Source organism: Bradyrhizobium sp. URHC0002 (genome assembly GCF_054059515.1).
Map to the genome: position 1 here is coordinate 5,777,027 of NZ_JBSSCF010000001.1, position 12,892 is coordinate 5,789,918.

The 12,892-nt window shown below is 63.2% G+C and carries 12 protein-coding genes; 11 read left to right on the forward strand and 1 reads right to left on the reverse strand.

Annotation, left to right across the window (positions count from 1 at the left end; all coding sequences use genetic code 11):
• Nucleotide 1: 1 nt before the first annotated feature.
• The 6 genes from ACVWVY_RS28250 to ACVWVY_RS28275 all read left to right on the forward strand — a co-directional run bounded on the left by ACVWVY_RS28250 (nt 2) and on the right by ACVWVY_RS28275 (nt 5,586).
• A complete protein-coding gene (locus tag ACVWVY_RS28250; RefSeq protein ID WP_456629447.1) occupies nt 2–943 on the forward strand; it encodes an ABC transporter permease in 942 nt (313 codons plus the stop codon).
• A 68-nt stretch (nt 944–1,011) separates the two neighbouring features.
• The gene (locus ACVWVY_RS28255; protein WP_456632324.1) at nt 1,012–1,863 is read left to right on the forward strand and encodes an ABC transporter permease; all 852 of its coding nucleotides are present in this window, start codon (nt 1,012–1,014) and stop codon (nt 1,861–1,863) included.
• A gap of 4 nt (nt 1,864–1,867) precedes the next feature.
• Nucleotides 1,868–2,857, forward strand: a complete 990-nt coding sequence (locus ACVWVY_RS28260; RefSeq protein WP_456629448.1) for an ABC transporter ATP-binding protein — start codon at nt 1,868–1,870, stop codon at nt 2,855–2,857.
• Nucleotides 2,854–3,840, forward strand: coding sequence for an ABC transporter ATP-binding protein (locus tag ACVWVY_RS28265; protein WP_456629449.1), 987 nt, complete (start codon nt 2,854–2,856; stop codon nt 3,838–3,840). Before ACVWVY_RS28260 ends, ACVWVY_RS28265 begins: the two co-directional genes overlap by 4 nt.
• A gap of 153 nt (nt 3,841–3,993) precedes the next feature.
• Nucleotides 3,994–4,926, forward strand: coding sequence for an N-carbamoyl-D-amino-acid hydrolase (locus ACVWVY_RS28270; protein WP_456629450.1), 933 nt, complete (start codon nt 3,994–3,996; stop codon nt 4,924–4,926).
• Nucleotides 4,927–5,586 (forward strand): flavin reductase family protein, encoded by a 660-nt coding sequence (locus tag ACVWVY_RS28275; RefSeq protein WP_456629451.1) that lies wholly within the window; start codon nt 4,927–4,929, stop codon nt 5,584–5,586.
• On the opposite strand, the gene ACVWVY_RS28280 is transcribed toward ACVWVY_RS28275, so the two are convergent.
• Nucleotides 5,580–6,242 (reverse strand): aspartate/glutamate racemase family protein, encoded by a 663-nt coding sequence (locus tag ACVWVY_RS28280; protein WP_456629452.1) that lies wholly within the window; start codon nt 6,240–6,242, stop codon nt 5,580–5,582. The two genes, ACVWVY_RS28275 and ACVWVY_RS28280, sit on opposite strands and share 7 nt — an antisense overlap.
• A 223-nt stretch (nt 6,243–6,465) precedes the next feature.
• Here ACVWVY_RS28280 and hydA point away from each other — a divergent pair, with 223 nt between their 5' ends.
• From hydA to ACVWVY_RS28305, 5 genes are all read left to right on the forward strand, one after another.
• On the forward strand, nt 6,466–7,935 hold the full coding sequence (gene hydA / locus ACVWVY_RS28285) for a dihydropyrimidinase (RefSeq protein ID WP_456629453.1): 1,470 nt from the start codon (nt 6,466–6,468) through the stop codon (nt 7,933–7,935).
• Between the two features lie 28 nt (nt 7,936–7,963).
• Nucleotides 7,964–8,941, forward strand: coding sequence for an NAD-dependent epimerase/dehydratase family protein (locus tag ACVWVY_RS28290; RefSeq protein WP_456629454.1), 978 nt, complete (start codon nt 7,964–7,966; stop codon nt 8,939–8,941).
• A gap of 1 nt (nt 8,942) precedes the next feature.
• Nucleotides 8,943–9,704 (forward strand): SDR family oxidoreductase, encoded by a 762-nt coding sequence (locus tag ACVWVY_RS28295; RefSeq protein WP_456629455.1) that lies wholly within the window; start codon nt 8,943–8,945, stop codon nt 9,702–9,704.
• Nucleotides 9,701–11,137, forward strand: a complete 1,437-nt coding sequence (locus tag ACVWVY_RS28300) for an NAD(P)-binding domain-containing protein (protein WP_456629456.1) — start codon at nt 9,701–9,703, stop codon at nt 11,135–11,137. Before ACVWVY_RS28295 ends, ACVWVY_RS28300 begins: the two co-directional genes overlap by 4 nt.
• A gap of 167 nt (nt 11,138–11,304) precedes the next feature.
• On the forward strand, nt 11,305–12,891 hold the full coding sequence (locus ACVWVY_RS28305; RefSeq protein ID WP_456632325.1) for an ABC transporter substrate-binding protein: 1,587 nt from the start codon (nt 11,305–11,307) through the stop codon (nt 12,889–12,891).
• Nucleotide 12,892 lies beyond the last annotated feature (1 nt).

Here is a 12,892-nt window from a genome sequence, read left to right on the forward strand (position 1 = left end):
CATGGTCTCTTATATCCTCCGGCGTGTACTCTCGACATTGCCCGTGATGGGGATCGTCGCGCTGTTCGTCTTCAGCCTGCTCTACATCGCGCCGGGCGATCCGGCGGCGGTGATCGCAGGCGACCAGGCGAGCCCCGCCGACGTTGAGCGCATTCGCCAGAGCCTCGGCCTCGACCGGCCGTTCCTGATCCAGTTCGGCAGCTGGCTCTGGAGCATCGTGCACGGCGATCTCGGCACCTCGATCTTCACCAATCTGCCGGTCGCCAAGATGATTGCGCAGCGCATCGAGCCGACATTCTCGCTGATGGCGATTACGCTGGTCCTGACCATCCTTGTTGCGGTGCCGCTCGGCGTGGTGGCGGCTTGGAAGGCGGGAAGCTGGGTGGATCGCACCATCATGGCATTCGCCGTGTTCGCATTCTCGCTTCCCGTCTTTGTTGTCGGATACGTCCTTGCCTATGTGTTTGCGCTGCAGTTCGAATGGCTTCCCGTGCAGGGCTACACGCCGTTGAGCGCGGGCGTCTGGCCATGGCTGAAGAACCTGATTCTGCCGGCACTTGCCCTCGGCTCCGTCTATATCGCTCTGATCGCGCGCATTACCCGCGCCTCCATGCTCGAGGTGCTGCAGCAGGACTATGTTCGCACCGCCCGCGCCAAGGGCCTTGGCCAGCGCAATATCCTGTTCGTTCACGCGCTGAAAAATGCCGCCGTTCCGATCGTGACGGTGATCGGTATCGGCATTGCGCTACTGATCGGCGGTGCGGTGGTAACTGAAAGCGTGTTCGCCATTCCCGGCCTTGGCCGGCTGACGATCGACGCGATCCTGCGCCGCGATTACCCGGTCATCCAGGGCATCGTGCTGCTGTTCAGCTTCCTCTATGTGCTCGTCAACCTGATGGTCGACCTCACCTACACCCTGGTCGATCCGAGGATCCGCTATTGAGCATCTCCACATCAAGCACGGCACCGGTGCCGCCGGGACTCGTCATCGCGCCGCAACTGCCGGATCTGATGGTGCCGGTGGCAATCCGGCGCGGTATCCTCGGCTTCCTGCGCAATCATCCGACGGTTGCGATCGGCGGCGCCTTGCTGCTTTGTCTCGTATTGGTCGGGATATTCGCGCCCTGGCTCGGGACCGTCGATCCGACCGCGCTCGCGCCCGCCAAGCGTACGCGCCTGCCTTCCGCGGATTTTTGGTTCGGCACCGACCTGCTGGGCCGCGACATCTATTCCCGCGTGCTTTACGGCGCCCGCGTCTCGCTCACCGTTGGCCTGTCAGTAGCAGTGCTTTCCTCGTTCGCCGGCCTCGCCATCGGCCTGATCTCGGGTTTTGTGCGATGGGCGGACAGCATCCTGATGCGGTTCATGGACGGGCTGATGTCGATCCCGCCGATCCTGCTCGCCGTCGCGCTGATGGCTTTGACGCGCGCGAGCGTCGGCAACGTCATCCTGGCCATCACGATTGCCGAAATCCCGCGCGTCTCGCGGCTGGTGCGCAGCGTCGTGCTGTCGCTGCGCGAGCAGCCCTATGTGGACGCTGCCACAGCCTCAGGCACGCAAACGCCGATGATCATCCTGCGCCACATCCTGCCCAACACGCTGGCGCCGATGCTGGTCCAGGCAACCTATATCTGCGCCAGCGCCATGATCGTGGAGTCGATCCTCTCCTTCATCGGCGCCGGCACGCCGCCCACCATTCCGTCCTGGGGCAACATCATGGCCGAGGGCAGGGCGCTGTGGCAGGTCAAGCCCTACATCGTGTTCTTTCCCGCCGCGTTTCTGTCCGTCACAGTGCTCGCCGTCAACCTGCTTGGCGACGGCCTGCGTGATGCGCTCGATCCGCGACTGGCCAAGAGTCTCTGATCCGATGGCATTGCTCGAAGTCGATAATCTGCAGACCCATTTTCGAACGCCCGAGGGTATCAACCGGGCGGTCGACGGCGTGTCCTTCCATGTCGACGAAGGCGAGACGCTGGCCATCGTCGGGGAGTCCGGCTGCGGCAAGTCGGTCACCTCGATGTCGCTGATGCGGCTCATCGCCGAGCCCCCGGGCAAGATCGCAGGTTCTATCCGCTTCCAGGGCAGGGATCTGCTGCAACTGTCCGAACGCGAGATGCGCGCCATCCGCGGCAACGACATTTCGATGATCTTCCAGGAACCGATGACAAGCCTGAACCCGGTGCTGACGGTGGGCCGTCAGATCGGCGAGACCCTGCGGATGCATCAGGGGCTCGACAAGCAGGCCGCCGAGGCGCGCGCTATCGAGATGCTGACATTGGTCGGTATCCCCGAACCCGCGCGTCGCGTGCGCGAATATCCGCATCAACTCTCCGGCGGCATGCGCCAGCGCGTGATGATCGCGATGGCGCTCGCCTGCAATCCAAAGCTCCTGATTGCCGACGAGCCGACCACGGCGCTTGACGTCACGATTCAGGCGCAGATCCTGCAACTCATGCTGGACCTCAAGCGCCGCGTCGGCGCGGCGATTATTCTGATCACCCATGATCTCGGCGTGGTCGCTGAAATTGCCGAGCGCGTCATGGTCATGTATGCGGGCCGCAAGGTCGAGGAGGCGCCGGTGGCGGAGCTGTTCCGTTCGCCCCGTCATCCCTACACACAGGGCCTGCTCGGCGCCGTGCCCAAGCTCGGCTCGTCGCTGACTGGTGCGGCGCGGCGGCTCGCCGAGATTCCAGGCCAGGTGCCTGGCCTCAAGGGACGGATCGAGGGCTGTGTCTTTGCCGGGCGCTGTATGCTGGCGACCGATCTCTGCCGGCAGGTTGCCCCGGGTCTCGAAGAGAAGGGGCCTCGTCACACCGCCGCCTGCCATTACGCGCGCAAGGAGGCGGCCGCCGCATGAGCGCTCCGCTGCTCCAGGTCAACGACCTCAAGAAGCATTTTCCGGTCCGCGGGGGCCTGTTCAGCCGCAAGGCCAACTGGGTCTACGCGGTGGACGGCGTGTCCTTTGAGGTCGAGCGCGGCGAGACGCTGTCGCTCGTCGGCGAGTCTGGTTGCGGCAAGTCGACGGTCGGCCGGGCCATCCTCCGGCTGTTCGACATCACCGCCGGTCAGGTGGTGCTGGATGGCCAGCGGATCGACCGCCTTTCGCCCGGCGGCCTGCGCAGCATGCGCCGCCGCGTCCAGGTGGTGTTTCAGGATCCGTTCTCCAGCCTCAATCCGCGCATGCGCGTACGCGATATCCTGGCCGAGCCGATCCGCAATTTCGGCCTCGCCAAATCCTCAGCCGAACTCGAGGCCAAGGTTGCTGCGCTGATGGACACCGTGCGCCTGCCGCGCGACGCGCTCGGCCGCCGGCCGCACGAATTCTCCGGCGGCCAGCGTCAGCGCATCGGTATCGCCCGGGCGCTTGCCGCGGAACCCGAACTGATTGTCTGCGACGAGGCTGTCTCGGCGCTCGACGTCTCCGTCAAGGCGCAGATCGTCAACCTGTTGCAGGATCTGCAGCGCGAGTTCGGCCTTGCGCTGCTTTTCATCAGTCATGATCTGGCTGTTGTCGAGCACATGACGCACCGTGTCGCCGTCATGTATCTCGGCAAGATCGTCGAGATGGCGCCGAAGCAACAGATCTTCACCGCGCCGAGGCATCCCTACACCAAGGCTCTGCTGTCAGCGGTGCCGGTGCCGGAGCCCGGCGCCATTCGCAACCCCATCATCCTGAAGGGCGACGTGCCGAGCCCGATCAATCCACCCAGCGGCTGCCGCTTTCACACTAGATGTCCATACGTGTTCGATCGCTGCCGGACGGAAGAGCCGGAGCTTCGGTTGACCGAAGGCGGTCAATGGGCGGCGTGTCATCTCGACGCGCTGCCGGAGCAGAACTGATGCGCGTGTCGCGGACTGTCTGTGGAATTGACTTGGCGCGAACCAAAACTTTAACTGCCGGTTTCGATTGAGCCGGATGGGAATCTGATCTCCGCAGACTGCCTCACCTTCATGCAAGCATCGCCTTAAATGGAAGCATCCAGAAAGTTATCCATGCGCATCATCAATGTTGCCGCCGCCCAGTTGGGTCCGATCCAGAAAGCCGACAGCCGCGAGGCCGTCGTCAAGCGCATGATCGCGCTGATGGATGAAGCCAAGGCGAGAGGCGCTGATCTGATCGTCTATCCGGAGCTAGCACTGACCACGTTCTTTCCGCGCTGGTACATGGAGGATCAGGCCGAGGTCGATATGTGGTTCGAACGCGAGGTGCCGAATGCGGCGACAAGGCCGTTGTTTGAGCGGGCCGCCTACCACCAGATCGCAATGAATTTCGGTTATGCCGAACTAACGCCGGAAGGGCATCATTTCAACACCTGCATCCTCACCGACAAGTCCGGAAAAATTGTCGGCGAGTACCGCAAGGTTCATCTGCCCGGTCATTCGGAGTTCGACACGAAGCGCGCGTTCCAGCATTTGGAGAAGCGCTACTTCGAACCAGGCGATCTTGGCTTCAACGTCTGGCGTGCGCTCGGCGGCGTCTTCGGCATGGCCGTCTGCAACGACCGGCGCTGGCCGGAGACCTATCGCGTGATGGGGCTGCAAGGCGTCGAGATGGTGCTGATCGGCTACAACACGCCCTCGGTCAATGCCGAGAAGAGCGAGGAGGGACCCGAGAAGCGGCTGTTCCACAACCGGCTCTCCGCGCAGGCCGGCGCTTACCAGAATTCGACCTGGGTCGTATGCGTTGCGAAGGCCGGCGTCGAGGATGGCCACCCCCTGATCGGCGGCAGCCTGATCGTCGATCCGGACGGCGAGATTGTCGTCGAGGCCAAGACCGAGGAGGACGAACTCCTGGTTCACCCCTGCGATCTCGACGCCACCATCTTCGGCAAGAACACGATCTTCAATTTCGCGCTCCACCGCCGCATTGAGCACTACGGCCTGATCACGAGCCGCACCGGCGCGGTGCCGCCTCCGGAAAACTAGATGTCCGGCATCTCCTTCCGCGAACTTGATCCGCACGACCGATACAAATTGTTGTGCGGGGTGGTCGTGCCGCGGCCGATCGCGCTGGTCACGACGCTCGACGAGAACGGCAGCGTCAACGCGGCTCCGTTCAGTTTCTTCAATGTCTTCTCAGAGGATCCGCCGCTTCTGGTGCTCGGCCTGCAGCACAAGGCCGATTTCAGCCCCAAGGACACCACGCGCAACATCCACCGCAGCGGGCAGTTCGTGGTGCATTTGGTGGACGAAGCGCTGGCCGCAGCCATGAACGACTGCGCGATCGACTTTCCCTCCGGTGACAGCGAGGTGGAGGCAACGGGGCTAAAGACATTGCCGTCGATCGACATCGACGTGCCGCGATTGGCTGCAGCACCCTTCGCGCTCGAGTGCCGGCAGCACGTCGCACTCGCCTTCGGGCCCGGCCGCGAACTTCTTGTCGGTGAGGTGCTGCGCCTTCACGCGCGCGACGGACTGATCGACCAGGAAAAGATGTATGTCGATTTCGACGTCTATCGGCCAATCGGGCGCTTGTTCGGCAATCTCTACGCTGCGCAGCGCGACACTTTCGCGCTGGCGCGCGAAAGCCACGCGGAGTGGCTCGCGCGCAACGGCACTGCCGAAACGTCCGAGCAAAGTCAGTGATGCGAGAACTGCACCGTGCCGAGCGCCATGGTCACGGCCGCCTGGGTCGGATCCACCACGGGAATTCCGAGCGCCTGCTCCAGCGGCCGGCGATGACGCGCCATGCCGGCGCAGCCCATCACGATGGCGCCGGACCCATCTTCCTCCTTGAGCGCACGCCCGACCTCGATCATCTTCGCGAGTGTTCCTTCGCCCGATGCGGTCTCTGCCACGCTCATGTTGAGTGGCCGCTCCCTGGTCAGGCGATCCATCAGGCCCATCTGCCTGAGATAACGGACATGGCGGCGAATCGAGCGCTGCGCGATCGCAATGACGCCGAAGGTTTCAGCGCGCGCCAGCGCCGTCAGCACGCCGCATTCGGCGATGCCGAACACGGGTCGGTCGGTTGCTTCGCGGCAGACATGCAGGCCCGGATCGCTGTAGCAGGCAATGACGAAGGCGGCCGAATGGTTGTCGCCTTCGACGAGGCGGCGCAGCGACATCGCCACGCCATCGACGTCAGCCTGGCTCTCGATGCCGTAGGGACCCTCGGTCAGCGTCTCGCAGACGATCTCGGGTCCGCCCTCAAAATTGAGCGGCTTCAAGGCTTGCTCCAGCCCCTGTGTCACGAGCTGGTTGGAGTTGGGATTGATGACGAGAATGCGTGGCCGGGACATGGTATTTTCCTGCGGGATGACGCGTCGGATGATATGGCGAGATCGGCGCGTAATGAGACGACAATGGAAGCAATGACCATGCCATCCAGTGATGCATGGTCCACTGTCTGCTGCGAAAGCGCAAGGGAGCGTAACGGCACGATCTGTGCTTTTGTGCGGTGAGTGCAAGTGTCGGGTGAATACAAGACTTGGAATTCAGGACGCTATATTTGGAGAGTTTGCCATGACCGAGCCCGTCTACGACCTTCTCATTCGCGGCGGACGCGTCGCGACCGCGAGCGACGTGTTCGAGGCCGACGTCGCCATTTCCGGTGAGACGATCGCAGCCGTCGGCCGCGGGCTGCCGGGGGCACGGCGCGAGATCGACGCGCGGGGCAAGCTGGTTCTGCCCGGCGGTGTCGACAGCCACGCCCATATCGAGCAGCTTTCGGCCGCAGGCATCGTGAATGCCGATACGTTCGAGAGTGCGACCGTCTCGGCGGCCTTCGGCGGCACCACCACCGTGATCCCGTTCGCGGCCCAGCACGTCGGCATGAAGCTGCCGCAGGTGCTCGAGGAATATCACGCGCTCGCGAGAAAGGGCGCTGTCATTGATTATGCTTTTCACATGATCATCGCCGATCCGACCAAGGAGACGCTGGAGAAAGATCTGCCCGCGCTGATCAAGAAGGGCCATGGCTCGATCAAGATCTTCATGACCTATGATCGCCTGAAAATCGACGACGAGCCGCTGCTCGACATTCTGCTTGCGGCGCGTGACGGCGGGGCGATGCTCTGCGCGCACGCCGAGAACCACGGCATCATCTCCTGGATGGTGAGGCGGCTGCTGGCGCGCGGTTATACCGATCCGAAATATCACGCCATCAGCCATGCCCGCGTCTCGGAAGCGGAAGCGTTCAACCGGCTGATCGGCATGGCCGCGCTGATCGACCAGCCGATCATGATCTTTCACGTGTCGACAGCGGAAGGCGCCAAGGTGATCCGCGATGCGCGTGGGCAGGGGTTGAAAGTGTTCGCGGAGACCTGCCCGCAATATCTGTTTCTCACGGCCGAGGATCTCGACAAGCCCGGCGTGGAAGGCGCCAAATGGATGTGCAGCCCGCCGCCGCGCCGCGCCGCCGACCAGGAGGCGCTGTGGCAGGCGCTTGCGCTCGGCGATCTCCAGACCGTTTCGTCCGATCACGCGCCGTACCGGTTCGACGAGACAGGAAAACTGCGCGCCGGCCCTAATCCCAATTTCAAGCAGGTGGCGAATGGTTTGCCTGGCCTCGAAGTCCGCCTGCCGCTGCTGTTCGACGCCATGATCTCCAAAGACCGTCTGGGGCTCGAAAAATTCGTCGAACTGACCGCGACCGCGCCGGCAAAGATCTACAATTTGCATCCGCGCAAGGGTTCGATCGCGGTCGGCGCCGATGCGGATATCGCAATCTGGGACCCGGCGCGAGAGGTCACGCTGAGCGACGCGATGATGCATGATCTGGCGGGCTATACGCCCTTCGCCGGCCGCAAGCTGCGCGGCTGGCCGGTCACCGTGCTGTCGCGCGGGCGCGTCATCGTGGCGGACGGGAAACGTTCGGTCGAAGCAGGCTCGGGCCGCTTCCTTCCTCGCACGGGAGGAGAGGCGGCGAAGCCGACCGGGCGCCTGATGCCGGACATGGATCCCGAACAGAATTTTGGCGCGACCCTGCTGTGATTCGACCGCCGCAATGCCGGATGGAGCGATGAGAATCCTTGTCTTCGGCGGCACCGGTTTTGTCGGGCTCAATATCGCCGCTGCATTGCTGGCGCGCGGCCATGCGGTGACATTGTTCGACCGCGCGGGTTTGCCGCCTGACGCGCAGAAGGATTTTGCCTCTCATGGCGATCGGCTGACGGCTATCCAGGGCGATGTCAGGGATAGTCGAGCCGTGGAAGCGGCGATCGCCGCAAGTTATGACGCGATCGTTCTGGCGGCCGCGATCACCGCCGGACCAGAACGTGAGGCGAACGATTCCGAGATCATTTTGCGGGTAAACCTGCTGGCTAAGACGCCGATCCTGATCGCGGCGCGAAGCAGCGGCGTTAAACGGATCATCAACCTGTCGTCCGCGGCAGCCTACGGCGCGAGCGCATTCCGGAACGTGCTGCTCGATGAAGAGACTCTCTGCGATCCGACCTCGCTCTACGCCATTACAAAATTTGCGTCCGAGAAAGTTGTCGCGCGGCTGGCCAGTCTCTGGCAATGCGAGATCATCAGCGTGCGGTTGAGCGCGGTGTTCGGGCCCTGGGAGCGGAGCAACGACGTGCGCGACACGCCAAGCCCGCAGGCACAGGTTCTGGCCGCGATGCAAGACGGGCGCGAGGCCGTTCTGTCGCGCCCGGGCGTGAGGGACTGGATCTATGCCGTGGATGTCGCGGAAGCCGTGACATTGCTGATCGAGGCCGTGAAGCCGAAGCACCGGCTCTATAACATTTCAACCGGCGTTGAATGGTCGGCGTTGCAATGGGGCCAGGAGCTTGCCGCGTTGCGTTCGGGCTTCGTTTGTCGACTAGCCGATGCCGGTGAGGTGGCAACGGTCGACCTGCATAGTCCGGCCGACCGCGCACCGCTCTCGGTCGCGCGCATGGCAGAGGAGTTCGGCTGGCGCGCGCGGTTCGGCTGCGCTGACTCGGCGGCCGACCTGAACCGTTGGTGGACCGAGCATCGAGGGGGAACCTGACATGAGACTGGCAGGGCGGACTGCGATCGTGACCGGCGCCGGCTCCGGCATCGGCCGGGCCAGCGCGGTGCTGTTTGCTAGAGAAGGCGCCTTTGTTGCGCTGGTCGACCGCGACGGCGCGGGCTTGCAGGAGACGTTGGAGGCGATCCACGGCGCGAAGGGCGAAGCATCGGTGCATGTCGGCGATGTCAGCGAGGCCGATTTCGCGAAAGGTACCGTGGGAGATGTCACGGCGCGGCGCGGCCGGCTGGATGTGCTGATGACCGCTGCCGGCTTTTCCTGCGGCGGTACGGTGCTGACCACCAATCCCGCCGATTGGGACGCGGTGTTCCGCACCAATGTCGGCGGCACCTGGCTTTGGTCGCGCGCAGCGGTGCCACAGATGCAGCGGCAGGGTGGCGGCTCGATCATCACGTTGGCATCTCAGCTAGCGATCGCCGGCGGCAAGGGCAACAGCGCCTATATCGCCGCAAAGGGGGCGATCATCAGCCTGACCCGGACGATGGCGCTCGATTTCGCCACGGACGGAATCCGCGTCAATGCTATCGCGCCGGGCGCCATCGACACACCGATGCTGCGGCGCAGTTTTGCCCGTCACGCCGACCCCGAACCGGTGCGTGAAGCATCGCGCAACCGCCACGCCATGAAGCGATTTGGCAGGGCGGAAGAGGTGGCCGAGGCCGCACTCCATCTTGCCAGCGATGCGTCGTCCTTTACGACCGGTACCGTGATGGTGGTCGATGGCGGTTGGCTCGCGGCATGAACAGTCCCCTTGTCGCTCTCGAAACCCAGGTTCGCGCCGATCTTGCCAAGACCGCGCATCCAGATGCTGCGTGGCTTACGCCCAGGCCCGGGCCGGACGGCAGGCCGGCGCTGGACGTGCTCGTGGTGGGCGCCGGGCAATCGGGTCTCGCGACGGCGTTCGGGCTGATGCGCTCACAAGTGAGCAACATCCTCGTGCTCGACAAATCCGAGGAGGGGCAGGAAGGACCGTGGCTCACCTATGCCCGCATGCACACGCTGCGTAGTCCGAAGCATTTCACCGGGCCCGATCTTGATATGCCGAGCCTGACCTACCAGTCCTGGCACGACGCGCGCTTTGGTGAGGAGGATTGGAGGAATCTCGACCTGATTTCGCGCGAGCTTTGGGCGGAATATCTGCTCTGGTTCAGGCGCGTCCTTGACCTGCCGGTGCGCAATGGTTGCGAAGTCATCGAGATCTCACCTGCGGCCGGTGGATTGCTCGCGGCAAAGGTGCAGTCGGCCGATGGCATCGACATTGTCTTTGCGCGCAAAATTGTGCTGGCGACGGGGCAGGAAGGCACGGGTGACTGGACCGTTCCGGAGCCGCTGCGCCATCTGCCGCCTTCCGTGTGCGTGCACGCGGCACAGCCGATCGACTTCGCGCGCTTGCGCGGGAAGCGGGTTGCGGTGATCGGCGCGGGCGCCTCGGCCTTTGACAATGCCGCGGTCGCACTGGAGGCAGGCGCAGCTGAAGTGCATCTGTTTTGCCGCAGGGCCGAGATCCAGGTGATCCAGCCCTACCGTTGGCTCACCTTCCGCGGCTTCCTTCGGCATTTTTGCGATCTGGATGATGCCTGGCGCTGGCGCTTCATGCGCGCCGTTCTGGAGATGCGGGAAGGCTTTCCGCAAGCGACCTACGATCGCTGTGCCCGTCATTCCAATTTTCGTCTGCAGGAGGGCGCGCCGATCGACGCCGCCAAGGAAGCGGCGTGTGGCATCGAATTGCAGACGCCGAGGGGCGTGTTCGCGGCCGACTTCGTGATTTGCGGCACGGGAATCGACATGAATTTTGCGGGCCGGCCCGAGTTGCGAAACTGTGCCGCCAACATTGCGACCTGGGCCGACCGCTACCAGCCGCCGCCGGACGAGCGCAGCCCGCGGCTCGGGCGTTTTCCTTATCTCGCTGACGACTACGCGCTGACGGAGCGCATCGCCGGCGAGACACCCTGGATTGCGGATATCCATGTCTTCGCAATCGCCTCCACCATGAGCTTCGGCGCGTCGGGCTCATCGATCAATGCGATGACTACGGCTGTGCCGAAGCTCGTGTATGGGCTGACACGCGGGCTGTTTCGCGCGGACATCGAGCGGCATTGGACTTCGTTCAAGGCGTATGACGTGCCTCAGGCCGTCGTCGCGCGGCAAACGACCGCTACGGGCGAAGAACGGTGAACGGTTTTCGATGGCGCTGGGAAGCTTGGCTCATACCTACTATGCTTGTGTCTTCGACGGGCCCGGTTGGCATATCCCTTGCTTTAAGTTGATGTTCTCATTCAGAAAATAAACGTGGCAAACAGGGAATTAGTCCGATGAGCGTTACAGGATCCAGGCGTCTGCTTATGGTGGCTGCCTCCATCGCGTTCTCACTGGCGGCTGGACCGGTGCAGGCGCAAACGCGCGCCGAAACGTTGCGCTACGTGACCGGAGCATCGGTCAACACACTTGATCCCAATATTCCGGGTTCGACCCGCGAAGCCTTCGCGGTGAGTCTGAGCACCTACGACCGGCTGGTTTCCTTCGGCCGCAAACAACTCAACGGCAAATGGGTGTTTGACCTCGGCACGATCACGGGGGAGCTGGCGGAATCCTACGAGGTCAGCCCGGACGGGTTGAAGATGACATTTCGCCTGCGCAAGGACGCCAAGTTCCAGGACGGCACGCCGGTCACGGCGGAAGACGTCAAATGGTCGCTTGACCGGGTCGTCACGGCGCCGGTGCTCGGCAAGGCACAACTCCTCACGGGATCGATGACATCGGCCGACCAATTCAAGGTGATCGATCCCTTGACCATCGAGGTGACGTTGCCAAAACCGGACAAGCTGGCGCTTCCCAATCTCGCGACCGTCTATCCGATCATCTTCAACTCCAAGGTTGCGAAGGCGCATGCGACGGCGGACGATCCCTGGGCGTTGGCATGGTTGAAGGAGAACACGGCCGGTAGCGGCGCCTACAAGATCGAGACATTCAAGCCCGGCGAGCAGGTGATCATGTCTCGCAACGCGGACTGGAATCGCGGTACAGCCGACAAGTCGGCGTTCTTCAAGCGCGTCATCGTGCAGTCGGTGCCGGAGCCGGCAACGCGCGCCAACCTGGTCGAGCGCGGCGATGCCGATCTCGTCATCGATCTGCAGGCGAGCGATGTGCAGTCGCTCGAGGCAAAGGGCAAGCTGAAGGTGACCTCGACACCCCAGTACAATGCCGTCACTTTCATCTCGATGAACAATCAGATCCCGCCGTTCGACAACGTCAATGTGCGTCGCGCCATCGGCTTTGCTTTGCCTTACGACGACATGTTCAAGGCAGCGCTGTTCGGCCGCGGCTCGCCGCTGTTCGGCGCGACATGGGCGGACGGCAAGCCTTCGAGCGGCGCCTATCCGATCCCGCAGCCGGTGAAGCTCGACCTCGAGAAGGCCAAGGAATATCTGAAGGCGGCAGGCATGCCTGACGGCTTCTCGACCACGTTCAGCTTCAATGTCGGCCAGGCCTCGACCGCCGAACCGATGGCCGCCCTGGTGAAGGAATCGCTGGCCAAGATCGGCATCAAGGTCGATATCCAGAAGCTGCCGGACGCCCAGATGTCGACGCAGATCAATGAGAAGAAGCTTCCGTTCTTCACCGAGGGCATCGTCGCCTGGCTGCCGTCGACCGATTACTTCTACCGCAACTTCTACACCGGCAATCAGCGCTGGAACTACTCATCGATCAACAATCCGGAACTGGTGGAGATCGCGCAGAAAGCCCGTTTCGAACCTGATGCGGCCAAGTATGAGGAAGACGGCGTAAAGCTCAACGCCATCCATTTCAGCGAGATACCGCAGATACCGCTCTGGCAGCCGAGCCAGGACGCCGTGATGGCGCCCTCGGTCGAAGGTTACACTTACCAGTTTCACCGCCAGGTCGATTATCGCGATCTCAATCGCAAGTAAC